Origin of the sequence: Vibrio proteolyticus NBRC 13287 (genome assembly GCF_000467125.1) — a bacterium.
GTDB lineage: Bacteria > Pseudomonadota > Gammaproteobacteria > Enterobacterales > Vibrionaceae > Vibrio > Vibrio proteolyticus.
Window position 1 is genome coordinate 69,521 of record NZ_BATJ01000013.1, and the last position, 25,048, is coordinate 94,568.

General features: G+C 50.1%; 22 protein-coding genes. 15 read left to right on the plus strand and 7 right to left on the minus strand.

The window, feature by feature from the left end; genetic code table 11:
• The first annotated feature begins 48 nt into the window (after positions 1-48).
• Positions 49-612 (plus strand): esterase/lipase family protein, encoded by a 564-nt coding sequence (locus VPR01S_RS15820; RefSeq protein WP_021706368.1) that lies wholly within the window; start codon positions 49-51, stop codon positions 610-612.
• A gap of 84 nt (positions 613-696) precedes the next feature.
• Here VPR01S_RS15820 and VPR01S_RS15825 read toward each other — a convergent pair whose 3' ends face one another.
• Entirely contained in the window at positions 697-3,564 is a 2,868-nt protein-coding gene (locus VPR01S_RS15825) for an alkaline phosphatase family protein (RefSeq protein ID WP_021706369.1), read from the minus strand.
• Positions 3,565-3,747: 183 nt separating this feature from the next.
• Between VPR01S_RS15825 and VPR01S_RS15830 the strand changes: the two genes are divergently transcribed.
• The 13 genes from VPR01S_RS15830 (at position 3,748) to VPR01S_RS15890 (ending at position 14,556) form a co-directional block, all read left to right on the plus strand.
• The gene (locus VPR01S_RS15830; protein ID WP_021706370.1) at positions 3,748-4,089 is read left to right on the plus strand and encodes an ArsR/SmtB family transcription factor; all 342 of its coding nucleotides are present in this window, start codon (positions 3,748-3,750) and stop codon (positions 4,087-4,089) included.
• A gap of 130 nt (positions 4,090-4,219) precedes the next feature.
• A complete protein-coding gene (gene arsB, locus VPR01S_RS15835) occupies positions 4,220-5,293 on the plus strand; it encodes an ACR3 family arsenite efflux transporter (RefSeq protein ID WP_021706371.1) in 1,074 nt (357 codons plus the stop codon).
• 329 nt (positions 5,294-5,622) lie between these two features.
• The gene (locus VPR01S_RS15840; protein ID WP_021706372.1) at positions 5,623-5,841 is read left to right on the plus strand and encodes a Flp family type IVb pilin; all 219 of its coding nucleotides are present in this window, start codon (positions 5,623-5,625) and stop codon (positions 5,839-5,841) included.
• Positions 5,842-5,854: 13 nt separating this feature from the next.
• Positions 5,855-6,253, plus strand: coding sequence for a prepilin peptidase (locus VPR01S_RS15845; protein ID WP_021706373.1), 399 nt, complete (start codon positions 5,855-5,857; stop codon positions 6,251-6,253).
• Between the two features lie 20 nt (positions 6,254-6,273).
• On the plus strand, positions 6,274-6,816 hold the full coding sequence (locus tag VPR01S_RS15850) for a TadE/TadG family type IV pilus assembly protein (protein WP_021706374.1): 543 nt from the start codon (positions 6,274-6,276) through the stop codon (positions 6,814-6,816).
• 9 nt (positions 6,817-6,825) lie between these two features.
• The gene (gene cpaB, locus VPR01S_RS15855) at positions 6,826-7,779 is read left to right on the plus strand and encodes a Flp pilus assembly protein CpaB (protein WP_021706375.1); all 954 of its coding nucleotides are present in this window, start codon (positions 6,826-6,828) and stop codon (positions 7,777-7,779) included.
• 10 nt (positions 7,780-7,789) lie between these two features.
• Positions 7,790-8,950 carry a type II and III secretion system protein family protein gene (locus tag VPR01S_RS15860; RefSeq protein ID WP_021706376.1) on the plus strand — a complete coding sequence of 387 codons (1,161 nt, stop codon included), beginning with the start codon at positions 7,790-7,792 and terminating at the stop codon, positions 8,948-8,950.
• Positions 8,951-8,961: 11 nt separating this feature from the next.
• Positions 8,962-10,224 carry a TadA family conjugal transfer-associated ATPase gene (locus VPR01S_RS15865; protein ID WP_021706377.1) on the plus strand — a complete coding sequence of 421 codons (1,263 nt, stop codon included), beginning with the start codon at positions 8,962-8,964 and terminating at the stop codon, positions 10,222-10,224.
• On the plus strand, positions 10,221-11,081 hold the full coding sequence (locus VPR01S_RS15870) for a type II secretion system F family protein (protein WP_021706378.1): 861 nt from the start codon (positions 10,221-10,223) through the stop codon (positions 11,079-11,081). Before VPR01S_RS15865 ends, VPR01S_RS15870 begins: the two co-directional genes overlap by 4 nt.
• 9 nt (positions 11,082-11,090) lie before the next feature.
• Entirely contained in the window at positions 11,091-11,975 is an 885-nt protein-coding gene (locus VPR01S_RS15875; protein WP_021706379.1) for a type II secretion system F family protein, read from the plus strand.
• Positions 11,976-12,662, plus strand: a complete 687-nt coding sequence (locus VPR01S_RS15880) for a tetratricopeptide repeat protein (RefSeq protein ID WP_021706380.1) — start codon at positions 11,976-11,978, stop codon at positions 12,660-12,662.
• Positions 12,659-12,919, plus strand: coding sequence for a DUF3613 domain-containing protein (locus VPR01S_RS15885; RefSeq protein WP_021706381.1), 261 nt, complete (start codon positions 12,659-12,661; stop codon positions 12,917-12,919). The genes VPR01S_RS15880 and VPR01S_RS15885 overlap by 4 nt, the downstream gene beginning before the upstream one ends.
• A 2-nt stretch (positions 12,920-12,921) precedes the next feature.
• Positions 12,922-14,556, plus strand: a complete 1,635-nt coding sequence (locus VPR01S_RS15890) for a pilus assembly protein TadG-related protein (RefSeq protein ID WP_040902903.1) — start codon at positions 12,922-12,924, stop codon at positions 14,554-14,556.
• Positions 14,557-14,605: 49 nt separating this feature from the next.
• On the opposite strand, the gene VPR01S_RS15895 is transcribed toward VPR01S_RS15890, so the two are convergent.
• From VPR01S_RS15895 to VPR01S_RS15915, 5 genes are all read right to left on the minus strand, one after another.
• Positions 14,606-15,460 carry a mechanosensitive ion channel family protein gene (locus tag VPR01S_RS15895; protein ID WP_021706383.1) on the minus strand — a complete coding sequence of 285 codons (855 nt, stop codon included), beginning with the start codon at positions 15,458-15,460 and terminating at the stop codon, positions 14,606-14,608.
• 1,010 nt (positions 15,461-16,470) lie between these two features.
• Positions 16,471-16,938 (minus strand): DM13 domain-containing protein, encoded by a 468-nt coding sequence (locus VPR01S_RS15900; protein WP_021706384.1) that lies wholly within the window; start codon positions 16,936-16,938, stop codon positions 16,471-16,473.
• 75 nt (positions 16,939-17,013) lie between these two features.
• Positions 17,014-18,246 (minus strand): peptidase T, encoded by a 1,233-nt coding sequence (gene pepT / locus VPR01S_RS15905; RefSeq protein ID WP_021706385.1) that lies wholly within the window; start codon positions 18,244-18,246, stop codon positions 17,014-17,016.
• Between the two features lie 217 nt (positions 18,247-18,463).
• Entirely contained in the window at positions 18,464-19,099 is a 636-nt protein-coding gene (ompW, locus tag VPR01S_RS15910) for an outer membrane protein OmpW (protein WP_021706386.1), read from the minus strand.
• Positions 19,100-19,346: 247 nt separating this feature from the next.
• Positions 19,347-20,975, minus strand: a complete 1,629-nt coding sequence (locus VPR01S_RS15915) for a methyl-accepting chemotaxis protein (protein ID WP_021706387.1) — start codon at positions 20,973-20,975, stop codon at positions 19,347-19,349.
• Positions 20,976-21,183: 208 nt separating this feature from the next.
• Between VPR01S_RS15915 and VPR01S_RS15920 the strand changes: the two genes are divergently transcribed.
• Positions 21,184-21,939: a TetR/AcrR family transcriptional regulator gene (locus tag VPR01S_RS15920; protein WP_202599241.1), complete on the plus strand. Its 756-nt coding sequence runs from the start codon at positions 21,184-21,186 to the stop codon at positions 21,937-21,939.
• A 62-nt stretch (positions 21,940-22,001) separates the two neighbouring features.
• On the opposite strand, the gene VPR01S_RS15925 is transcribed toward VPR01S_RS15920, so the two are convergent.
• Complete coding sequence (locus tag VPR01S_RS15925) at positions 22,002-25,043, minus strand: efflux RND transporter permease subunit (RefSeq protein ID WP_021706389.1); 3,042 nt, start codon at positions 25,041-25,043, stop codon at positions 22,002-22,004.
• Positions 25,044-25,048 lie beyond the last annotated feature (5 nt).

Below are 25,048 nucleotides of genomic sequence, written 5' to 3' on the forward strand. Positions count from 1 at the left end.
TTAAACAGGTTAGAGTAATCCCGATGCCAGACAAAGGAGCATAACGCAATGAAAATCATCATTCTGCACGGCTTATACATGCATGGCTTTATCATGCAGCCGCTCAGCCAGAAATTGCAGAAGATGGGCTATCAAACCCAGGTGATCAGCTACAACACAGTGGCCATTAACGACGACCAGGTATTCAAAGCGATTGATATGGCGCTGGATCGCACGCAAACCAACGTACTGGTTGGGCACAGTCTCGGCGGACTCATGATCAAACACTATCTGGCTTCACGGCAACCGTCCACGTCGCTGATCTCCCATGTGGTGGCGTTGGGTTCACCGCTCAGAGGCGCGTCCATCGTCGGGAAAATTCAGAACCTCGGCCTCGGCGCCATGCTGGGCAATTCAACACTCTATGGTCTGGAAAAGCACGACGATCATTGGCGGTTTGCACAAAAGCTCGGCAGTATCGCCGGAACCTTACCGTTTGGCTTCCGGCCGATTCTGCTGGGAACCGCGTTACTCTCTGACGGCACCGTCACCGTCGAGGAGACCAAAATCGAGGGTATGACCGATCATGCGGTCACCCGACACAGTCACACCAGCATGATTTACAGCAATTAAGTTACCGATCAGATTGATGCGTTCATTCGTCACAACCGGTTTCAACACCATTAAAAAAGCCAGGCGTTCACCTGGCTTCTTGTCTTAACGCTGAATATCCAACTTATTCAGTAAGGACGGGTAACCCCAGCCATTTTCTCCCGCTTGCACGGTTTCTCCCGTCAGATACTCATAGATGGTTGGGGCCAGAGAGCCGTTCTCCTCGCTGGTCATCGGTGTCACCTGCTGACCAATCGGCGCGCCCCAGAAACCGATAAAGGCGTCTTTTTCCAGATAGCTTTCACCCGCATGACGCCCCGGCACTTTGGTGTTGTAGCCGACACCTTCGCGTGGAAACAGGTTCACCGTTCCGGCCCGGTCCTCTTCGTACAAAGCCGCAATCTGTTCAACCGAATCCGGACGGTTACTAAAGCGCGTCAGCTCTCGCCACTCATCGGCACGACACCAACTGCTGACGTGATTCAGGTCGGCAGACAGACATTTTTTCAGCAGCGAGTTACGTTGCGCCAGCTCCCGCTCATCCGGCAGCGTCAGATACGGATTGAGCGTCTCAATACCCAACAAACGAGGCTTGCCATTCTCAGCGCGATAGAACAAGCGATCGCCATCGCGAATCACCCATTCATCCAGACGCTTCCCACCCCTCTGACCGATCAGCCGTGTCTCGCAGCGCGCTGGCTCACATGCCGTTTCTCGCACCGCCATGTAATCGAGCGTATCCCCGAGGCGCGCCAGCGTTTCTGCCATAATATCGATAGGCTGCCCCTGGCTGTGTTTCGGCGTCCAGGTGGTCAGTTCAGAATAGACAGGTTGTACCTGCCAACCCGATGCGGAGTTGAAGAAATCGAGCATGAAGTTGCCACCGGCGGTAGACGCCACCACCACATCAATCCCTTGGTTGCTCGGATAATTGAGCGCGTTGGTGATTTTCGGGCCCTCGCCTTCGTCAGAAGAAATTTTCCGCACCACCAGCGGATAACCAAGTTCCTGCTCCAGTTCGTGGAACACCACGTTTTCCGGGTTCAACGCATAATAGACAGGCGCCAGACCGTGGTCACCGGCCATGCCCCACAAAGTCTGACCATAAATTCCGGCATCCTTGTACGTTTCTTCAACCCGACGAATCCAGTAATCCAGACGATTCAACTCGCCGGTCGGCATGATGATCTCATCACTGAACGGGCCAACAAAGTGGGCAAAATGATCCGGCCAGGGGTTGTAGATCAGGGTGTAATCCGGCATTCCCTGCCCATCCAGTTGTGTGTACTGCTCGATATCCTGCTCAATCTTCCACTTGCGGGTGAACTTGGTGTAGAAGGTCCAGTAGGAGATGTTCTGGTAATCACGGATATTACGGATCAGGGCGGCCCGGCGTTGGCGCAACTGCGTCTCGACTTCCGCCCGTTTTTCCAGCTCCCGAACACAGCGCTTTTCACCGAAATCCCGCAGACCTTCCCCCACACCGAGGTTCACCAGGCCATCGTAACTGGTGTGCGCATTCCAGTCGTATTGCGCGTTACAGTTCAGTGTTTTCAGGTAATTGAGTCGATCAAACATCGTCTGAACCTGATTTTTCTGCATGATGCGGTCGAGTTGCAGCGCATCATTGCCGAAGAAGTAGTAAGCACGATCTTCATGACGGTCAACAAAATGGAAATTTGGGATACCGGTGCCGTGCTCACCAGACACCTTCGCACCGGTTTTTATGATCGGCAGATTGCGCACACTGATGGTCGGCGTCGATGAGATGCCGACCCGCGCAATCGAATCACGATGATCGGCGTACAGGCGTTTAAAGAAGGGCAGATAGTGTGGATCGCGGTACATCTGCTCCGACAACACCTCCGCAAAACGCATATCCTGCTGATGCTCTGGCTCTATCGCGCGGATGTTTGGTTCCATGCCTTGCCGAGCCTGATACTGACGATAAACGTGCTGGATAAACGGTTTACTCGGATCCACCAAGCCTTCAACGAGCCCTTGCTGCAAGCCGTCGACGGTGATCTGAACAGCAAAGCGGCGCCGTTGCTGTGACTCAAGAAAATCAATCAGTTGTTGCGGCTCATCATCGAACGCAGCCTGCATCCAGTTATTGAGCGCGACCTGGCGTTCATCCTGATACACGAACTGGCGGTAGGCTTTGAGCACATTGAGGCGCACAAAATCAATCAGGGTAATGGTCAGCGCCTGCGCTTTGTTGTTCTCTTTGTCGGCGTTTTCCGGTCTGCCGTCTTCGAGCACCGCCAGCAACGCGTGTTTCATGTCGCCCTCTTCCATGCCAGAAGCAGCCTGACTCATCAGGCCAACCACAATAGGCTGGATCTTAGCTATTAACTCGCGATCATGAGGGGTGTCTGACAGGTACTGATACTGTTCGGGGAGACGCTCCATATCCTGCCACTCACCAATTTCCACCAGCGCATCGTAGATGGTGACCATCGCCGCATAGAAATCATCGTCAATTTTGATCCCCTGCTGATGGCCCTGATCCTTTTTATGCTTGTTCTGCTCAGATTTGACCTCTTCGCTGAGTTGAAACAAGCTGTGTTGAAAGCCCGTCAGCGCTTGGTCGTCATAGACATTGCGCAAATAACGTTTGAAGGTATCTTCACTGCTGATGCCGGTGTAACGGTCATAATACTGATAGAGAAAATACCCCAGTGGGATTGCGTATTGCGGATTGGAAATCTGACTGATAACACGTTTTTTGGTGTCGCCGTCGAGTGGCAACGTTAAAACAAAGGCATCCAATGTCATGCCACCAATGGTAAACAGCGTCGTGTCGCGGGCGAAGCGGGTCGAGTAACTCAGTGAGGATACGACCTGATTTTTCAGCACTTGAGTTGAGTTAAACAGCCCACCGATCACCGGGGTATTACCGATATCAGCCTGACCACTAAGCGGCAGCATTGAAAGCCCCAGCAGCCATTTGTTCCAGTTTGACGTTGCCATCCTGCACTTTTCCTTGAAATCTGAATGACCTAATAGTCCCTCAATTATGCCCGGATATGCAACTCCCGACGAAACAAACCGGTCATCCGATCCGAAAATCTCCCGGACTGGTCGTTTGAGCATTGATCGTCAATACAAACCGGACTATATTAATCGTCATTCGACGATTAACTATAAGCACCTATGGCGACGCAATGTAACATCACGGACCCAAGCGCGTTTGAGGCCTCTGCGCGACAACTGGAACAAGAGCAACAATTGGCGGCTCAGGCCAAAGCACTGGCGCATCCGGCCAGGATTCGCATCCTCAAGCTATTGCTGACGCTGGATAATCTCGGCGGTTGCCTCAACAGTGACCTGGTCAGCCAGCTCGGACTGGCGCAATCGACTGTATCTGAACATTTGCGCATTCTGAAACAGGCTGGTTTTATCAGTGCCGAGCCGAATCCGCCGAAAATGTGTTACCGGATCGAACGCCAGGCGCTAAATGGCCACCTGAATTTGCTTGAGGCTATGTTGTCCTGAGGCGCTTCGCATCGCCACAGGTTAAATACGCCCGCGCCCGAAGCCAAATAGTACGATAACCCGTTAATAAGAAACGAAACATTTAACCACCAAACATCGTCTTTCGACGATAAACGAACAGAGACACGCTATGAGCACTGAATGCACGCCGGTCAGCTCGACACAAAAAATGAGTTTTCTCGACCGTTATCTCACCGTATGGATCTTCGTTGCCATGGGCATTGGCGTCACCATCGGAGTCTGGTTCCCGGAAGTGGCTGAGTGGAATGAATCCATGTCGGTCGGCAGCACCAATATTCCGCTCGCCATCGGCCTGATCCTGATGATGTATCCTCCGCTCGCGAAAGTGAACTATAGCTTGCTGGGTAAAGTCGCTCAGGATAAACGCGCCATCACCCTGTCATTGATCATGAACTGGCTGGTCGGGCCGATCCTGATGTTTGTTCTCGCACTGACATTCCTCGCCGATTATCCGGGTTATATGGTGGGGGTGATTCTGATTGGCCTGGCACGCTGCATCGCCATGGTACTGGTGTGGAACGACATTGGGGGTGGCAATAAAGAGTATGGCGCGGCGCTGGTGGCCCTCAATAGTGCGTTCCAGATTATCACCTACAGCTTTATGGCCTGGTTGTTTATTACTGTCTTGCCACCGATGTTCGGTTATCAGGGGTTTGCCGTCGACATCTCAATGGGTGACATTGCCGAAAGCGTCCTGATTTATCTTGGCATCCCATTTGCCGCCGGATTTGTCAGCCGTAACTATCTGGTGGGCGCCAAAGGCGAACAGTGGTACAACGACGTGTTTATTCCGCGTATTTCGCCGATCACCCTGCTAGCACTGCTGGCGACCATCGTGCTGATGTTCAGCCTCAAAGGTGAGATGATCATGCAACTGCCGATGGACGTTGTTCGCGTCGCGATTCCGCTGGCCATTTACTTTGTATTGATGTTCTTTGTCAGCTTCTTCATCGGTAAACGCATGGGGATTCCTTACGACAAAAACGCCTCAATCGCCTATACCGCTACCGGGAATAATTTCGAACTCGCGATTGCAGTGGCGATCGCTGTATTTGGTATCAACTCCGATCAAGCGTTTGCTGGCGTGATCGGCCCGCTGATTGAAGTGCCAGTGCTGATTGCGCTGGTGAATGTGGCGCTGAGAATGAAACGGAATTACCATTTACGCAACGCTGACGTTTGAATCGAGCAGCGTAAAAAACCAACAGCCCTCCAGCACCGGAGGGCTATAGAGCGTCACTCACCAACCGTTCTGAAGCCCCGCACCTTTCCAGACATCTCTGCGCCCCGACTTGACAAAGTGTTGCAATAACCACATAAAAACAAAGCATTTATTGGATCACTTTTTACCGTATTTCAAACCAAAACCAAACTTAGGTCACATATTTAAACGAGAAACTCATCAATGACCTCCTAATCTCATTGTTAAGGCGGAATGAAAACTGGAATCAGGATCAATACACATAATCCATGCCAGCCGCGCCAAATCTCGTATCAATGAGGAGAATCAGAATGAACGGAATCAATCACTACACCACTCAGCTGTGGTGCAAGCTGTCTGCCTTTATTCGCGATGACAAAGGTGCATCCGGTATCGAATACGCCATTATTGCCACCATTGCTGCGGTTGCGATCGCACTGTTTGCTGCAGGCGATGACAATATCGCTGATCGTATTGCAGCCATTTTGCAATCTGTTAAAGATGCGATGCCAACTACTGTTACACCATAGTCGATAAAGACCATTGTCTGGCTTAATCATTGGGACACTGGCGTTGGCCAGTGTCTGGGATATTAAAACCCAGCGAGTGCCCAATCTTATTAGCCTGGTTCTCTTTGTGATTGCGATATTCGCGCTGGTTGTGCAGCCCGAGCCAGTATCGGTTAAAGCCTTACTCGCCGCCATTCTGGTGACGCTGGCGATCACATTGCCCGGTTATATCAAAGGCAGGTTGGGCGGCGCAGACATCAAACTACTGCTGGCATTGGCACTACTCAGCAGCTTTGAACAAATGCTCTGGCTGCTGATCACTGCTTTTGTGCTCTTCATCATTTACTGGTGGGTATTTTACCGTGATAAGGAACGCGCCCCTTTTGTACCCGCCCTATTTGTAGCTGTGTGTCTGCAAACGTTTATCGTCTGAGGTTGTGATAAGGAGGCGGTATGGGCCAATCCTATGCCGGTTTTCAGGGAAAGAAGTTAATACTTAAACAACGGGGCGCCGTCGCGATTGAGACGGTTTTTCTGCTGCCGATTGTTATCATTCTGCTGTTTGCGATTGTCCACTACAGCATGATTTTTTTTGCGACCACACTGTTTGACTACGCGGCCAAAGAAAGCATCCGCAGTGCCATGTCTCAGGTGGATGAAAACTGTTACTTCAACGTAGATGGTTGTAGCGATAGCGACACCCTGACGCTGGTCAGCCCAGTGATCCTCGACAGTGCGACTCAAGTGATTCAGGGCGTAACACACGGCAGTGGCAACAGTTTAGGGGTTCTGTTTGGCGTCACATTGCCAGCCCGCAACGAGCTGATTTCGGTTTCCGCGATTGATGGCGGTGGTTGCTGTGAAGTGTCAATCACACTCGATAATTACCGCAATACCCCCTTTTTGCCTCTCAATGTGATCGACGGTTTGCTTCCCGGTGACACATCCGTTTTTCCTGACGCCATTACCGCCACTGCGGTACTGAAACTGAACTAGGAGCTGGCTATGCGAATCCCACATCTCACTCCGGATCTGCTCAAAGTGGTCGCTGGTCTGTTGTTCGCCGCGGCACTGATACTTGGCTGGATGGGCTTGAACAGTCAACCGGTAGCAACCACCGCCGTGCAGGTGCAGCCCGCCGAGCCTGAGTTTATTGTCTGGCGTTTTAATCGCGATCTGCCCGAGGGCGAGCTGCTTGAGCGCCAGTATCTGGACATGACCCGCATTTCGTTTCACAGCAAAAAGAATGTCGAAGATCTGTCCGTCGCTATCGGTCAACGCCTGAAAAAAGCCGTCTATGCCGGTACAGACTTAACCGTTGATATGCTCTCTGAGCCACGTGCCATCATCGATGAGCTGCCGGAAGACTACCGAGCCGTGGCGGTGAAAGCCAACGAAGTCATGACCGTGGGTGGCCATATTCGGGCTGGAGACCGGGTCGATTTGATCTACCTGCTCAAGCCAAACAAAACCACCGGCCCAATGCCGCTGGCCCGTCGTCTGGCTGAAAAGGTTGAAGTACTCGCCATCGGAGATCAGTTGACCAATTCCGCCTCCACCAGCCGTGAAGACAATGCTAAGTCGGTGGTTCTCGCCATTCATGAAAGCCTGGCGCCGTTGATTCTGCTGGCCGAATCAGCCGGTGAATTGCGTTTGGCCGTTGTCGGACACGACGACCTGCCACAACCAGCTAAACCCGCACCTACCTATCCGTTATTAGCGAAACGCCTTACGTTCGCCTCAGCCCAATATTCGCCAGCCAGCGCCGAGCTTGCGGTTAGAACTAAGCCACCAAGGCAGGATTACAGTGTCAATTTGAAGAACCTGACCCGTGAGGAGCCGCAGCCTGAACCAGTCAAACCCAATCAGAAAACAACACCCCAAAAACCCGTGCAACGGGCCAGTTACATTGAAGTCATTCAGGGCAGTGAACGCGCCTGGGTAAAAGCAGGCAAGTAATGGAGTATCTATGAGAAGAATAACACTCGGCATCCTTTCTTTTTTTTGGCTATCTTTCGCTTGCTTTGCTAACGATACCATTGCCCTCAAACCGGGCGCTCAAACCGAGTTTAACAGTAAAGAGAAAACCATTATCCGCGCTGCAATGGGCGACCCCAGCATTGCCACCCTGGATGTCCTGAGTAAGAACAAGCTGCTGATATCCGGCCAGGCCACCGGTGAAACGACTTTACTGCTCTGGTATCGCAATCAGTCTGAACCAGAGCGACATACCGTCGCCGTGTCGCCTGGTTCAGTCGCATTGGCCAATATTCAGGTCCAAACCGACATCAAAGTCGTCGAGATCAGTAAAACTGCTCTCAAAGAGGCCGGCTTCTTCTTCGGCAAACAAACCGGCAATACCACCATAGGGATAGGCAACAGCTCGTCAGTCAACGGTTTTGGCGATGGTTCCCTGTTTTCCAATAACGGCTTTTTGCCCTTTTCAGATGCGTTCAACGTGATTATTGGAGACGCTTCCAAAGGCATTCTTGGCACCATCAGTGCTCTGAACGCCAACGGTTTTGCTTACACGCTGGCCGAACCCAGCTTAGTGACTATGTCGGGTCACACGGCGACCTTTCTGGCTGGAGGTGAATTTCCGTATCCAAAGAGCTCAGACGAAGGCGACATCACTATTGATTTCAAAGAGTTTGGTGTTCGCCTCCACCTCTCTCCGACAGTGTTGGAAGACGAACGTATTCTGCTCAAAGTGGCACCGGAAGTCAGCGAGTTGAACTATAACCAGGGCGTCAGCACCGCCGGTATTATCGTGCCCGGCATCAGCGTACGTCGCACCGACACCACCGTACAACTCGGCAACGGCGAAAGCTTTGTGATCAGTGGGTTGATCAGCAGCAATACCATGAAAAATTCCGACCGCTTTCCTGGCTTAGGCGATATCCCGATTCTCGGCGCGTTCTTTCGCTCCAGCCGCCTGGAGCAAAACGACAAAGAACTGATGATGGTCGTTACTCCGCATCTGGTCAAACCGCTGGCCAAAGGCGCCAAACTCCCGCCGTTACCGGGAGAGGTTTACCGCCGCTATAACCCCAACTTTTTTGAACTGATTTTTCTTAATCAGGAGCCGGACGAACTGCCTGCAGGCATCGGCTTCTCGGAAGGCTTGTAAAGGAGAACACCATGACAGGGATGAGTTGGTTTTCTTCACCTATACCGCCGGCCTATCAGGAGCTGGATCTCAAGCTGAAAGCGGATCTCCATCAGTTTATTCTGGAGCGAATGGAAGATGACGGCGTCATTTTCGATATGGCAGCGGTTGAAAAAGACAACATTTTGCTGCCCGTGACCTCGTATATTCATCAATATCTGGACACCCACAAACTGGACATTCCGGTTGAAATTGACAGTCTGGCCAAACAGATCCTGGATGAGATGATCGGCTTCGGGCCCATCGAATCTCTGCTGCAAGACCCAAGTGTCGACGATATTCTAATCAACGGTCCCAAGCGCGTTTATGTCGAACGCAACGGCCAATTAGAACGCGTGAACCACCACTTCCTCAACGATGAACACGTGATTCGGGTGATTCGACGTATGTTGTCTCCTCTTGGCCGACGCGTTGATGAGTCGAATCCCATGGTCGATGCCCGCTTACCTGATGGCAGCCGGATCAACGCGATTATTCCGCCTTTGGCGCTGGATGGTGCATGCTTATCGGTGCGTAAGTTCAAACAGGACGCCTTAACCGAAGACTACCTGCTTGAGCATGGCGCGCTGAGTCATGAAATGATGACCTTCCTGAAACAGGGCGTCAAAGCCCGCTTCAATATCCTAATCAGCGGTGCGACCGGAGCCGGTAAAACCACACTACTGAACATCCTCAGCCAATATATTCACGACCACGAACGTGTTGTCACTATCGAAGATGCGGCGGAATTACAGTTGCGAAACGGTCACGTGGTGCGCCTGGAGACTCGTCCGCCAAACTCAGAAGGCAGCGGTGAAGTCACTGCGCGTGAACTGCTCAAGAACGCGCTGCGGATGCGGCCAGACCGAATCATTCTCGGGGAAAGCCGCAGTGGTGAAGTACTGGACATGTTGCAAGCGATGAACACCGGTCATCTGGGTTCAATGAGTACGCTGCACGCCAACTCACCCAGCGATGCGTTGATCCGACTGGAAATGATGGTGACCCTGGCCGGCTTCAGTTCGAGCGAAAACTTCATTCGCAAAGTGGTGGCGTCGGCGGTGGATGTGATCGTTCAGGTCAACCGTCTGCCAAGCGGTAAACGGTTGATCACCGAGATTGTCGAAGTGAATCAGGTGAAAGGCAGTCACATTACCACCACCCCACTCTATCGCTACGACGCTGCCCGAAAGCAGTTCAACAGCATGAATTCCCTGTCGGATCATCTCCTGCAGCAACTGGAGGACATGCTATGAACACCTGGTTACTGGCGTCAGCACTGCTGCTTTGTATGGTCGTGGCAGCACTTTTATGGCTAGTGAAACAACAAAGTATCGAACCGGTAACGCTTGCCAAGCGCAAGAAAAAACAAACCAATTATCAGGAACAGTTGAACGAATGGTGGCAACGGGCAGGATTTAGTCGCTCGCCAGCCAAAAACCTGGTACTGGCTTTGCTGCTGGCGACCAATACCTATCTGAGCGACACCGTGCTTGGCCTACCGGGAGCCATGCTGGGCGCAGCGCTGACCATGCTGGTGCTGTTTGCTCTGGCACAGTGGCGACGTAGCAACATCAAACGTCGCCTTATTCAGCAACTCCCTTCGTTCATCGATCAGGTCAACCGGCGTATCAAAGTCGGCATGAGTATCACCAAAGCCGTCGAGCAATCGGCCAAAACCACCTCGAAGCCACTCAGTCTGGTGCTGGACAGAGTCAACCACCGCAAAAACATCGGTATTGAACTACAAGATGCGTTCTACAAAGAGAGTGTGATTACCGGAGTAAAGCCGTTTCGCCTTCTGGGTTCGATTTTCAACATCAATGCTCGTTTCGGCGGCAGCATCACCGATCCGCTCGACAGCCTGGTTCAGTTACTGCGCCAGCAGGATCTCAGTCAGCGGGAGCTCAAATCCATTACCGGAGAAACGCGCATTACCGCCTGGGTTATCGGTATTGCCCCCACCATGGTCGGCATTTACATGATGAGCCAGAACCCGGAGCTACTGGTGAACATGTGGCAATCAGACAGTGGCCGGCACGCCTTGCTCTTTGGACTGGGGTTGCAAGCCACAGGGATTTTTATGATCTGGCGGATGTTTCGCAGCTTGTAGGAGGCGCGTATGTACAGTGACATCACATTCTACTGGTTGGGCGGCTCCATGTTGGTGCTGGGGTTGTCTGTGGTTTGCATCTATCTGGCACTGACCCTCAACCAAGCCCGGGCCCCCTCCACCGGCTCGGTACAAAAAGAAAAAATCCTCCAGACCAGCCAAAAGTGGTGGGGACGTTCGAAGCAACAGCACCAGAGCCAGTTATCCGACATGGTGGTCACCATGCGTCAGGCCGGCTACATCAGCAGCCGTCAGCAAATCATGTGTCTGTTTAAAATCGCTTTTGTCTGGATGAGCCTGGCGATGGTGGTGTTCGGACAGCTCGTCATCACAACACCCACATTCGGCGACACCTTCTTGTATGTCACCTTGTTGTTCGCGGCTGGTTTTTGGTTAACCCTGCGCTGGCTCAAAGCGCAGGCTCGAAAACGCGCCAAGAAAATCGACGAAGAGATGCTGGTCTCAGTACATCTGATGGCCATCTTGTGGCAGGTCGGGTTGTCGTTAGAAAGCCTGCTGCGCGCCTATTACAACGAAGCCAAAGACTTAACGCCCGAGGTCAATAAAGAGATCGCTCTGATTCTGGCGCGAATTGATGCCGGCCAGAGCCGCGAAACTGTGTTCAACGACGTGGCGACCATCAGCTTGTCGGTCGGTTTTCAGGATTTACTGACCATGATGTCTCAAGCCGGTGATACCGGCGGTGGTTTGCGCAGTTCATTCCAATCACTGGCCAAAATTCTTCAGGAACGCAAACGAACGGATTTACAGGAAAAGGTGACCAAAATGTCGGGAAAAATCTCTGTCACCATGATGGCATTTATGTTTCCTGCTCTGTTTATCGTACTGGGCGGCCCAGCCGCACTGGCACTCATCGCCGCATTTGGAGGTTAAATGAAAGGATTTGTGATTACGGCTGTGGCAATCACCTTGTCGGCTTGTGCGGTTACCCCTGCGCCAGTCGCGAAGCAAACACCCCAGACCACCAAAGGCCTGTGTGGTGAATCGCTGTCAAAGCAGGATGGCATGAAGATCTCGATGGCGAAGCAGGCTTTCCAGCGTGGTCAATACTTCTCATCGCTGGCCACGCTTGAGCAGATCGACAGCAGCCTAGTGACTAAACAAGCGTTACAAGCAAGCGCCTACCGAAAAACAGGCCAGCTAGCGAAAGCGCAAACCCTCTACACCCACTTGCTCTCCAGTTGCATCGAAGGCAACGCGGCGCATGGGCTTGGCCTGATCGCCGCTTATCAGGGTGATGTCAGACAGGCGCAGCAATGGCTGAGTCAGGCCGTGCGCGAAGAGCCGGCCAATGCCAATATCCGCAACGATTACGGCTTCCTGTTGCTCTCAACCGGCGAGGAACAACAGGCGCGCAATGAGTTTATCACCGCGCTTGAACTCAATCCTCAACACCAGACCGCGGCCAAAAACCTCTGGCTGGTGTTACTGCGAAACCACGAGGATCTGGCCGCTTCTCAGTTGAAAGCGCGCTTTGCCTGGAGCGATACCGAAAGTCAGAAGATGACCCAAGCCGCCAAACAGCTCAAACCGATATCTGTTATGGAGAAAACGCAATGATACGCTTGATCCTTGGAACCTTGCTGTTCACCACCAGTGTGACCAGTGCGGCTTACGAAAGCACTAAACCTAACCAAACTGTCGTAAAGCAAGACACTACAAGGGCCTGGTTACTGATTCAGAAAAAGAATCTTCAGTCGACCCAATACGAAGATAAACTGACACCAGAGCAGGCTAAAGCCGCGCAGGAGCGAGTTGAAAACAGCTTCAAACACCCGCTGCCTGACAGCTTCATCGACAACGAATTTGGTGAATAACCATGACCTTCCGACGCCAGCGGGGTGCCATCGGAATTGGACTTGTCGCAGCGATGCTGAGCCTGATTCTGTTTGCTTCTCTGGCGGTCGATACGGCGCGTTTGGTGTACCAGCGACAGTCACTCCAGTCGATTGCGGATCTGTCGGCGCTCGAAGTGGTGCGCTCCACCCCCTACTTTGTCGACGACGCAGTCAAAACACAGCTGGAAACGGCGCTCTCGAACAAGTATCAAGATAAAATCAGTTCCGTTCAGGTACGCTTTGGCACCGCTCGGGTTGTTGATAATCAATGGGTTGTCGATACTGACGATTCACCTGAAAACGGCTACTCCGCCGCTCAGGTCATCGTCACCAAAGTGGTTCCTCAAAGCATGATTGCCGGGGGGCTGTTCAATAATGCCACCATGACACTGACAGCCCAGGCGGCCATTCAAAAAAGTGGCCTAATCCGCTTTGGTATCGGCTCCAAAACCCTCGCCACTAAAGAAGGGAATATTCTGAATGCGGTGCTCAGCGATGCTTTGGGGGTCGATGTTGATCTTACGGTCGCCGACTATCAGGGCGTCGCCAACAGCACCATCAAGCTGAGCAACGTTCTGACAGAACTGGCGATCAAAGAAGGTCTGGCGACACCGCAGGAAGTGCTGGATGCCAGCATTAACATTGCCGACCTCATGACAACGTATGTCTCGCTGCTGACCAATGACGACGATGCCACGTATGGACTTGACCTGGTGGTTGACCAGCTCGCTCTGGCAGTCGGGTTACCTGAGGTGGTGCTGGGCGACATTCTGACTATTCCGGATGGCAGTAACACACAAGCCGCCGCACTGACCAGCGACCTGAACGCCCTCGACTTACTGACTGCCACCGTCTATGCCGCCAACCAGAATAACTTCCTCTCAATACCGGATTTGTCGCTGGGGATTCCTGGCGTGTTGAGTTCAACATCACAAGTCAGCGTGATTGAACCCCCCCAGTTCACGATCGCTACTCTGCCAGTGGTCGCTGGGATGGAGCCGAAAGTCACCAATGCCCAGACACAGGTCAATATAGAGGCCGATCTGGATCTGTTCGGCCTTATCAGCATCGGGGATGTCACTGATATCAGCACCACCCCGCTGTCGATACAGGTCGATACGTCGCAATCAACCGCCACACTCACTGACGTGGCCGACAACACCGCGAACTTCTCTACGGTCAGTTCACTGGCGGATATTTCCGTTGATAACCTGACTATTACGGCAACCATTCTAGGTAAAGATATCGATATTACAGCGCAAATCAGCGTCGAAAACAAAGACCCGGTCAGCAATACCTTAAGCATCGATCTGGAAGACGTCGCTACAGCGGACGGCTCATACGTCGTGACCGTTACTCGCGATCAAGAATTCTCCACCAGCGTGGTCCTGACAGTGGAAACGGATATCGATGCCATCCCCATCCTCGGGCCGTTGATCAAAGCGATCGTCAATAACACCCTGCTTGCGACACTTAATCCGTTAGTCTCCACCATTGTGGACAGTTTACTTTCTGATTTGCTGATCCCGATTCTGGAGTCGCTGGGCCTGCAAGTGGGCGGAGCAGATATGTGGGTGGATGCGGCCAATGTCAGCCAATATGGCTTGATTGAGTAACGACAGAAACCGCCTGATTTCTGTCGCCTGATTCGATGATAACGCGCACTTAAGCAGTCGGTGACGTTTCTGCCGGAAAGGCTTTTTCGTACTCCTGCATGAAATCCTGGCGAATCGCATGTTCAAGCTCGTTGGCTTTGTCGGTCGGGCAGAAAATCATGATATGCACGATCTGCTCCCCGGTTGCCGCGCTGCTGATGTGTATGTGCGGCTCTGCACCTGGCAAATCCACACCGGCGTGTTTTTCAATCATGGCGTTGTAGCGTCGGGCAACATCGGCAAAGTAGTGAAAATGCTCCTCAATTTTATGCTCAACTTTTTCCAGCATCGGATAAAGGTTCACGAAGTCTTTTACCACAATGGAAAAGTTGTGGTACACGTATCGCTTCATAAAGTTGAGATTTTTTACCGGATAGGTAAAGAACATGCTGTTTGGCAACGTCGCAGTTTTGCCGGTGTAGTGATACTGGCCGTGGTGAAGGTCGATCTCCTGAATCACGGTCGCCATCATATTGTGGTCAATCACTTCACCGCACAACTTGCCGACTTCAATCCAGTCTCCAACGCGAAAAGAGCGCGAACTGGCACGTTGAATTGAACCGGTAAAACAGAGGATGATCTCTTTTGACGCCACCACGATAGCAACCGCAATTGCGGTGACTGAGAGTGCAAACTCACTGATTTCCGATTGCCAGAGCATAAACATCAGCAGTAGGAACATTGCAAAGCTACTGTTTTTGGTGCGCGACATCCATTTACGTTGTTTGTCGGAGAGGAACGCGTCGTCACCGCGTATTCTGGCCAGGATCAGGCGACGCAGAAGCACCACCAGAAGCATAATCAGTGCTGTAAACAATAACTTATGGTTGATGAGAAAATCCCATACCACCACCACTTTTTCCATTCATCACCCCTGAAAAAGAGAAAGGCACACTCTCTGATTGGTTTGCGAACATTGTGAAGCGTTCTTAGTATAAGGCAAATAAATCTATAAATAGTGTGCTCTGTGTTAAGCAAATGTAGGCCATTTGGACGTTATAACAGCAGTATCTTTTACACCGCGCCAAAAGCGGGCGCAGAGAAGCAGGAATGGGGAAGTATTTAACACAACGATAAAGTAGCAACGCGAATATATTGCGCCAATATAATAAGTACAATAAAAGAAACAGTATTAATATAAAAAATTATAATAGGCTGCCACAAACGTTAAATACAGAAAGTTAAACGCCACCACAAATACAAAGAAGTTCATTTTTCTTATTTTCAATGAGGTTAATTCCTACAGACAAATCGTCAGCACCAACTGACTCGGTTGAGTAAGGGATAATCAACTTGGCTGTGAGGAGTATAACACAGAAAAAAATATTAAATTTAAGACAAATGACGTGTTTTACCCTTTGATGACAACTTTATTAAAAAAGATCGTTTTCATGACCACCTCTTTGATATTGCTTGGAGATCAGCATCTATTTCACTTACTGTTTGATATTTATCCATTGCTTGCACAAGTGGCGCTTTGGTGAGCGTCTTCTCGACACCATTAAAAAATCACCGGGAATAACTGGACTAAGCTCAGAATGTCATAATCTCGTAGCAAAATATTGACCACGCTCTCCATCTCCTAAAATAACGCCCAATATTAAACACCTTGCATTATTAGTTGCGAATCTTCAATCACTTGAAACATATAATTCTCTCGGGTTTGATATTTTAAAATTATCGGAAAGTTCCGACTTGACGGGGAATATTCATTTGAGCAGAAAACATTACCGTGATTGCATCATGATGATTAATTCACTGAAATTACTGAGTAATAAGCATGTTATCCATTTTATTCAACAAATGAATAACAGTCCGTTTCTGACGATCAAAAAAAGCGACACTCTAAGTGTCGCTTTTTCGTCTCTGGTTTTGTTACTGGTACTTTGCCGAACTGATAAACTCACCGAAGCTTTCACACCAGACAACCGCGGTATTGTACTGGTCGATATTGACTCCCTCAGGCAGTTTGAGAGTAAAACGGTCAAAGGTTTTCACATCGCCAATCTGCACCATCGATGATTGATACGTGGCAAAGTCAGCTTCGCTCTCGACAAAAATCGGTGAAAGATACAGTTTGTAATCTGGACCCGGGGCCAGTTTCCCCTGAAACACCACATCCGTGTTGGTTATCTTGATCTCCCCTTCTCCCCAATGCAGGAAATCACTGTCTTTGCGTGCGCGATCAAATTGCCCCGTATAGCGGGCATCCTGACTGAGGCGCTCAATTTTCGCCATATCCGGGGAGTCTGGTTGCGTTAAAATCGGCAGCAGATAGATTCCCAAGCCAACGCCCAACACGCCCACCGCTAAGTGTGACACCAGCAAAAATAACCATTTCATGTCTTATCATCCGTAAAATCAGAGAGATAAGATAACTTTACACCATCAGTGTAATGGTTGACACCGCCTGACGCCTTATTCTCTGTGATACTGTGCGGTTTTTTCTGACAGACGCAGGATCACTTTGACGGCCTGTTCCATCGCTTCGACCGAAACAAACTCGTGAATACCGTGGAAGTTATACCCACCAGTGAACAGGTTCGGGCAAGGCAATCCCATGAACGACAATCGCGCCCCATCGGTGCCGCCACGAATGGGTTTAATCACGGGCTCAACATCGCACTCCATCATTGCCTGCTTAGCCAGTTCAACAATATGGGGATGCGGCTCAATCATTTCGCGCATGTTGTAGTAACAGTCTTTCATTTGCAATTCGACACGCCCATGATGCAGTTGGGCATTCAACGTATCCACCTGCTGTCGCATGTAGGCTTTGCGCGCTTCCAGCCCTTCACGTTCAAAATCACGCAGGATGTAACTCAACTGGCTCTTAGCCACGCTCATTTTCGCTGATTTAAGATGATAAAACCCCTGATAGCCTTCGGTCTGCTCTGGTGTCTCTGCCTGCGGCATCATCATCTGAAACCGGGCCGCAATGTTCATTGCGTTGACCATCTTATCCTTTGCCCAACCAGGATGGACGTTGTTGCCGTAAATGATCACTTCTGCATTAGCGGCGTTAAAGTTTTCGTATTCCAGTTCACCCAGTGGCCCACCATCTACGGTGTAGGCCCACTGCGCCCCAAAACGTTCTACGTCGAACAAATTTGCCCCGCGACCAATTTCTTCATCCGGGGTAAAACCGATGCAAATGTCGCCATGCGCGATCTCGGGGTGTTGAATCAATTCTTCGATTGCCGTAACAATCTCGGCGATGCCGGCTTTATCGTCGGCTCCGAGCAGTGTCCGGCCATCTGTCGTAATCAGGTTGTGCCCATGCAGTTGATGCAGCTCTGGATAGCGAATCGGTGACAATACTTCGTCACCTTTACCCAGAGCGATATCTCCCCCCTGATACTCTTCAATAAACTGTGGTGCAATGTTACGACCAGACGCATCGGGAGCAGTGTCCATATGAGCGATAAACCCAATCGCCGGTACTGCAAAGTCGACATTTGACGGCAGTTTTGCCATCACGTAGCCGTGCTCGTCCAGACTGACCTGACTGAGGCCCAGTTCGGTCAGTTCGTCACGAAGGTATTCGGCAAACGTCATCTGACCCGCCGAGCTCGGGCAGCATGACTTAGCAGGGTTCGATTGGGTATTAAAACTGACGTATTTTAAAAAGCGATTTACCAGATTCTTCATGTTCGTATTCTCAATCTGTCTATTCTATCCGGGTTGCCCGGTCTGTTCGTGCTCAGCGGAGCCGTGAGTGACTTTTTATACTACTCTCCACAATTTCACGGGCTTTGTTGTAAATCAGCTTTTTACTCAGTTTATGCTCTCGGCGTCGCCGTGTTGTCAGAGGTACGGCCCATTAAAAAAGACGGCCGGAGCCGTCTTTTTACACAATCAGAGTTGATCAGAATTTATAGCCAACACCCACCATAAAGACCCAAGGGTCGATTTCAACGTCGGTTTTGTACTTGTTGACGCCGTCGGTGTAAGTGGCTTCAGTGTCAATGTCTGCATACCAAACCGCACCGTTCACAAACCATTTGTCGTTGATCATGTAGTCAGCACCCAGGTTTGCCGCCAGTCCCCATGAGTTGTCCAGATCCAGATCTTTCAGACCCGATTTGTTGTTGAACTTCTCATCGAAAAAGATGGTGTAGTTGATACCTGCACCCACATACGGACGGAACTTGCTCTGTGCATCACCAAAGTAATATTGCAGCATAAAAGTCGGTGGCAAATGCTTGGTTTCTGCGATATCACCCAGGTCACCCAGACCGGTCGAAATGTTGTGTTTGAACGGCGATGCCGCCAGTACTTCGAAACTGATGTTGTCGGTAAACATGTAACCAAAAGTCAGTCCCAGTTGAGTATCGGAATCGACTTTCAGCTCTTCATCAGAACCAAGAATTTTATCACTGCTGTCGTTTGGCACCACGGTCGCTGCGCCAGCGCGAAGAATAAAGTCACCTTTGCTGTGCGCAAGAACATTCGCAGACATCAGGGCAGAAAGTACGGCAAGGCCGCAAAGCGTCTTTTTCATTATTATTTCCTTTTGGTGTGGCAATATTTATTGGAATTGGTGAGCACCCTAACACATAAAAACCCCACCATTTTGATGGAAATCAATTTGTAAAAATTATCTAACTCTCAAATACATTTTCCAAACATCGATCACTTTTTTCTGCAATCAAAATTACAGTTATGTAATGCAAACTTTGTGTGCATCACACTGTTTTCGGGTACAAAAAAGCCGCTGATGCGCAGCGGCTTTTGACCATTTGGGTCGTTTACAAATGGAAGAACGACAGGTGTGATTTCTGTTTCTCTGCCAGGTGTGACAACTCACTGCTCGCGCTTGCGCTCTGGCTTATCCCGGCCACATTCTGATTGACCAGTTCAGACATATTCACGACACTGCGATTGATATCCTGAGTGACCTGAGACTGCTCTTCCGCGGCAGTGGCCACCTGAGTATTGGAATCATTGATGTCTGATACCGACTCCGTAATCCCCACCAGAGCATCATTAGCGCGCTGCGCCAGCTCGTTATTGCGATGCAGCATTTCCAGACTGGTTTGCATGCTGGTATCAGCCAGACCAGATTGCTTTTGTAACTCTTCGATGATCGCCTGAATTTCGCCCGTCGATTCCTGAGTGCGCGCCGCCAGCATACGAACTTCATCAGCCACCACGGCAAAGCCGCGTCCAGATTCTCCCGCTCTCGCAGCTTCAATCGCCGCGTTCAGTGCCAACAGGTTTGTCTGTTCAGACACATCACGGATTACTTCGATGACATTGCTGATCTGTTCCGATTGCAGTTTCAGTGTCTGCACGACCGACGCAGCGTCATTGAGTGCATTCGACATCTGTTCGCTGGCTTGTTTGCTTTCGCCAAATATCGCTAAACCTGATTTCGCCAGTTCGTCGGCTTCACGGGCAGTAGAGTCGGCTGCCGTTGCGTTGTCACTGACATTGTTGGCAGTACTGGCCAGTTCGTTAACCGCCGATGCCACCTGCTCGATTTCACACAGCTCCTGCTGCGCATTCTGTTCTGCCTGAGTCATGACCGCCGCCAACTCAGTTGAGGCAGAGGCCACTTCTTCACTGATGCGGATCAGTTGCTCTACAGTTGAGTGTAATTGTATAGCTGTCTTGTTGACGTCTTTACTCAGCATCGCGATTTCATTTTCGCCGTCAGCATCAGCCCGAACATTGAGATGCCCTAACGCCAGTTCACGCATCACGCCCTGCAACTTGATAATTGGGGTAACGATCATGCCCGACAGGAACCAAGCCGCCAGTAATGAGACTGCCAGCACAGCCAGTACCGATAACGACGCGACATTCTGTACATGCTTATTCTGCTCAGCACTTTTCTCCATTGAACGGGTGGAGAACTCATTGACCTTGCGAGACAGGGTGTTGATCGCCTTGACCATCTGGATACCTGCATCACGGTAGCCTGAGATAAACTGGTCGTATTCGTGCTCACCGACCAGCCCCTGATCGCTGCGAGACAAAAACTCGACCGCACGCACGGAATAGTTCACGTAACCTTCAATCGCCTGACGTACATTTTGCACATCACCGGCAAAGGTTTTGCGCTTGGCCATTTCATTCAGATCGTGCTGAATGGCTTGCATGCTTTGCTTTAGCTCAGCGAGAAAGGCGTCGCGGCGGTCAGCATCGTAAATGGCGTACACGGCGCTGATGCGCAATGGATAAACCTCATCGTCAATCTGAGCGAGAGTGTCTTTGTAGAACACCAGGTCGTTGGTGTTGGAGATGATCAGTGCTTGTTCAGATTCCAGGTTGTTTTTCGTCACCCACAGTGAGATCAACAACGCCAGAGTGGTAAACATGACAGGCAGTAGCACCTGCTTGCGAATAGACATGTTTTTTAGGGAAAACTGCATTTCTTGGCCCTTATGGTGAATTTGAGCGTGTCCCTACTGATTAAGATTATTCCCACTTCTTTGAGGCCAGAATTCTAGACTTAGATCACAAATTAGTCTAGGTAAAAGTGCATTTATTACAATGAGTTGCATAAAAATCATAGTCAAAGTTATGACAGCTCGACATATTAATGACAACATGACAGGAAATAACAATTTATGAAGAAAAATGTCATCTTCAAACGTTGCGGTATTGGACACCAGCCCTTCTATCAACTTGGGGTTAGTAATAGAATACAAAGACCATACTTTGAGAGACATTAGTCAAAACTCTATGAGCAATATAGGATCGACTTCAGAGGAGCCGACTGAAAAAGGCGTCACCAAACGCAACCGGGGACGACCTGTTGGTGATCGAGCCTCCAGAAAGGCTGAGCTGATGTCTGCGGCAATTGCCGTAACGGCAGAAGAAGGTTATTCGGGTGCGTCACTGCGCAAAGTCGCCAAGAGAATGGGGGCGACGACAGGCACCGTAACGTATTACTTCGCCAATAAAGAAGAAATGCTAGCCGCAGTCGCAGAAGAACTGTTTATACGCTTCCACAAGCAGCTTGCATTTGATACGCCACACGCCGACATTAACTTAGTCATAGAAAAGCTGTTAACCTGGGATGATTCTGAACAACCGGGCTTATGGCTGGCATTTTTACAGCTACTCACTCACGCTAGACAAGAGCCCGCATTTGCCCCGGTCATTCAACGTCACTATGCAAAAATCAGAGAAGCTTTGACATTTCTGGTAGAAAAAGGTCAGTCAAATCAAATTATCCGAAATGATATTACTGCCGATATGTTGGCTGAACAGCTTAGTGCGCTTGGTGATGGTTGGATGATGATGATGTCTATTGAACCAGAAAGGTTCACACCGGAGAAAATTCAATTGCTGTCCGACGCAGTCCTTACGCTGATCAAACCCGGCCAATAAATCGGCGTCCCTTAATGCCCCCCAAATAATAAAAAGCCGGATAAATATCCGGCTTTTTAAGATTATTCTGTGTGCGGTGCCCTGTATATCAATGCGTAGAGAACCGGCAACACAATCATGATCAGCAGGGTAGCAAAGAGCAGCCCACCAATGATCGTCACCGACATGGACGAGAAGAAATTGTCGAAGATCAAAGGAATCATTCCGAGCGCCGTAGTAAGCGCTGCCATGGATACTGGCCTTAAACGACTCACTGATGCATCCACAATCGCAGTGGTGAGACCTCGACCTAACGGTAGCTCCAAATTAATCTGCTCGATAAGGACAATCGCATTTTTTATCAGCATTCCGACCAGGCTTAAAAACCCTAACAAGGCCATAAAACCAAATGTTTCTCCCGACACCAACAGGCCAACCGTAACACCAATCAAAGCCAGCGGCACACAAAGCCAGATGACCAGAGGCTGGCGTAATGAGTTGAACATCATGATGGTAATGAGGATCATCGCAATCACAAAAATCGGTATCGAAGACGCTAAACCAGACTCAGCTTTCCGTGAATCTTCATATTCGCCGCCCCATTCCAGTGTGTAGCCAGCCGGCAGGTTTAGTGCTTCAACCTTAGGACGAATTTGCTCAAATAGCTTGCTGGCATTTCCTTTTATAGGGTCGGCAAAAACGGTGATCGTTCGTTTACGATCTCTGCGATGGATGATTTCATCCTCAAACGCGACCTCGTAAGACGTCACCACCTGTCTTAGCGGAATCATTCGCTGAGCCGAATGGCTCCATATTTGCAGATCCGACAGGCTGCCTATGTCATTGCGGCTTTTCTCATCTGAGCGAACAATAATAGGCAGAAGTAAATCTGACTCACGGTACACACCACTCACGACCCCCTGGAAGCCCTCCTGAATAGCCTGAGCCACCATCTGGTGCGTGATGCCATTCGTATCGGCCTGCTCTTCAGCCATGACGGCTTTGATCACTTTTACTGGTTGGCGCCAATCGGTGCGTACAGACTTAGTGTTTGGCTCCATTCGATATATATGTTCGACTTGTGTGGCAATGCGTCTAAGTTCATCAGTATCCGGACCACTTATGCGTGCCTGAATTTTCCCCGTTGAACCAGGCCCCAGTAGAAATGTTGAAGCATAAACCTGGCCATCTGGAAGCGCCGCGGAAATCTGGGCTTCAACTTTAGGAAGCAACTCATCAATAACACTTTGATCAGACACTCCCACAATAAATTGCGCGTAAGAACTGTTTGGCTGCTCAGGTTGATAAGTCAGCAAAAATCTAAGTGCTCCTTCACCGACGCTGCTGGTCACGGTCTCAACACCATTTTGCTCAAGTAATATCTTCTCGATCACTTTGGCATCTTCGCGGGTTTCATCTATGTGTGTCCCCTGCGGCAACCAGTAATCAACCAAAAACTGTGGTCGTGTTGCACTGGGAAGGAAGTTTTGCTCTATGAGCGTAAACCCCCACATAGATAGGGCAAATAAACCCACCACCGACGCTGAGCTGAGGTATCGGTGACGGATACAGCTACGCAGAAGCGCCTTATAGCGATTGTAAAAACGAGTATCGTACGGGTCACTATTGCTTTCGGACGCCGGAGTTTTTTTGAAAAATAAGACACACATCAACGGCGTCACCGTTACTGCTGTCAGCCAACTAAGCAACAACGACACCAATACGACCTGGAATAAAGAGCGACAAAACTCACCGGTTTCATCATTTGATGTTCCGATAGCGGCAAAAGCCAGAATCGCGATGAGAGTGGCTCCCAGCAATGGCCAGGCTGATTCTCTGACTACATCGATTGACGCTTCTTTCGCTGGCTTCCCTTTTTGCATCCGTATCAGAACACCATCGACAACAACAATAGCGTTATCGACCAGCATCCCCAACGCAATGATGAGTGCTCCTAATGACACCCGCTCCAGTGCAACACCAAAAGGCGCTAGAAATAGGAACGATCCTACAATCGTCAAAATCAGGATGAAGCCGATCAAGAGACCACTTCTCAACCCCATAAACAACAACAAAACAACAATGACAATCGCCGTTGCCTCAATAAGGCTAGTGACAAAACCTGATATCGCGTTTTGTACTGAATCGGATTGAAAGGATACGGTGTTGACTTGGATGCCAACTGGCCGTTGGTTTTCAAGCTCGGCTAAGCGAGATAGCAAAGCCTCTCCCATGGTCACCACATTGCCACCGGAAACCGTTGAGATTCCCAGCCCGATCCCAGCTAACCCATTGAAACGAATCTCATTATTCACTGGATCAACATAATCTCGGGTAACTGCAGCCACATCGCGTAGATAGATCTGCCGCCCATTAACAGGGCTGCTGATCAACAAACTTTCAATATCCTGAAGTGACTGCAGACCACCAGTCGGTTTAATCGTCACGAACGCACGACCAAGACGAGCGCGCCCTCCGTCAACGGCTAACCCTTTTTGCCGAAGTTGTCCAATGATCACCTCAGGTTGAATACCTAACTGAGACAAGCGATCCCGATTAAATTCAACATAAATCGCTTCCTGCCTTTCAGCAAAAGTGGTGACTTTACCCACATCCTTAACCAGCAGCAGTTCACGCTTGAGGGTATCAACATAACGTTTCAGCTCGGCATAACTGTAGTCTTTTCCTGTAACCACCAAAAAGGCGCTATACACATCACCATAATCGTCCATAACAATTGACTGACTGGCTCCCGGGGGTAAGGATGCTTGGGCATCATTAATTTTCCGGCGCAGTTCATCCCAGACTTGCGGCAAAGTGGATTTATCATATTCATCTTTCACCTTTACTGTGATCGTCGATAAACCACGCTCTGACTTCGACTTTACGCGCTCCAGTTGCCCGAGTTGTTGAATAGCCTGTTCGAGTTCATCACTGACTTCTTGCTCTACTTCAAGCGCAGAGGCGCCCGGGTAAGACGTAATAACCAAAGCTTCTTTAATTGTAAATTCTGGGTCCTCCAGACGGCTCATATTGAGGTAGGACAAAACGCCTGAAACAAACATCACAACCGTAAGAACCAATGTGACAATTCGATTGTTGATCGCGACAGCAGCTAAATTCATGTCAC

What these genes read in the sequence shown, in the direction of transcription:
- VPR01S_RS15820 (WP_021706368.1), top strand. Translation starts at nt 49, where the DNA reads ATGAAAATCATCATTCTGCACGGCTTATACATGCATGGCTTTATCATG.
- VPR01S_RS15825 (WP_021706369.1), bottom strand. Translation starts at nt 3,564, where the DNA reads ATGGCAACGTCAAACTGGAACAAATGGCTGCTGGGGCTTTCAATGCTG.
- VPR01S_RS15830 (WP_021706370.1), top strand. Translation starts at nt 3,748, where the DNA reads ATGGCGACGCAATGTAACATCACGGACCCAAGCGCGTTTGAGGCCTCT.
- arsB (WP_021706371.1), top strand. Translation starts at nt 4,220, where the DNA reads ATGAGCACTGAATGCACGCCGGTCAGCTCGACACAAAAAATGAGTTTT.
- VPR01S_RS15840 (WP_021706372.1), top strand. Translation starts at nt 5,623, where the DNA reads ATGAACGGAATCAATCACTACACCACTCAGCTGTGGTGCAAGCTGTCT.
- VPR01S_RS15850 (WP_021706374.1), top strand. Translation starts at nt 6,274, where the DNA reads ATGGGCCAATCCTATGCCGGTTTTCAGGGAAAGAAGTTAATACTTAAA.
- cpaB (WP_021706375.1), top strand. Translation starts at nt 6,826, where the DNA reads ATGCGAATCCCACATCTCACTCCGGATCTGCTCAAAGTGGTCGCTGGT.
- VPR01S_RS15860 (WP_021706376.1), top strand. Translation starts at nt 7,790, where the DNA reads ATGAGAAGAATAACACTCGGCATCCTTTCTTTTTTTTGGCTATCTTTC.
- VPR01S_RS15865 (WP_021706377.1), top strand. Translation starts at nt 8,962, where the DNA reads ATGACAGGGATGAGTTGGTTTTCTTCACCTATACCGCCGGCCTATCAG.
- VPR01S_RS15870 (WP_021706378.1), top strand. Translation starts at nt 10,221, where the DNA reads ATGAACACCTGGTTACTGGCGTCAGCACTGCTGCTTTGTATGGTCGTG.
- VPR01S_RS15875 (WP_021706379.1), top strand. Translation starts at nt 11,091, where the DNA reads ATGTACAGTGACATCACATTCTACTGGTTGGGCGGCTCCATGTTGGTG.
- VPR01S_RS15880 (WP_021706380.1), top strand. Translation starts at nt 11,976, where the DNA reads ATGAAAGGATTTGTGATTACGGCTGTGGCAATCACCTTGTCGGCTTGT.
- VPR01S_RS15885 (WP_021706381.1), top strand. Translation starts at nt 12,659, where the DNA reads ATGATACGCTTGATCCTTGGAACCTTGCTGTTCACCACCAGTGTGACC.
- VPR01S_RS15890 (WP_040902903.1), top strand. Translation starts at nt 12,922, where the DNA reads ATGACCTTCCGACGCCAGCGGGGTGCCATCGGAATTGGACTTGTCGCA.
- VPR01S_RS15895 (WP_021706383.1), bottom strand. Translation starts at nt 15,460, where the DNA reads ATGGAAAAAGTGGTGGTGGTATGGGATTTTCTCATCAACCATAAGTTA.
- VPR01S_RS15900 (WP_021706384.1), bottom strand. Translation starts at nt 16,938, where the DNA reads ATGAAATGGTTATTTTTGCTGGTGTCACACTTAGCGGTGGGCGTGTTG.
- pepT (WP_021706385.1), bottom strand. Translation starts at nt 18,246, where the DNA reads ATGAAGAATCTGGTAAATCGCTTTTTAAAATACGTCAGTTTTAATACC.
- ompW (WP_021706386.1), bottom strand. Translation starts at nt 19,099, where the DNA reads ATGAAAAAGACGCTTTGCGGCCTTGCCGTACTTTCTGCCCTGATGTCT.
- VPR01S_RS15915 (WP_021706387.1), bottom strand. Translation starts at nt 20,975, where the DNA reads ATGCAGTTTTCCCTAAAAAACATGTCTATTCGCAAGCAGGTGCTACTG.
- VPR01S_RS15920 (WP_202599241.1), top strand. Translation starts at nt 21,184, where the DNA reads ATGTCATCTTCAAACGTTGCGGTATTGGACACCAGCCCTTCTATCAAC.
- VPR01S_RS15925 (WP_021706389.1), bottom strand. Translation starts at nt 25,043, where the DNA reads ATGAATTTAGCTGCTGTCGCGATCAACAATCGAATTGTCACATTGGTT.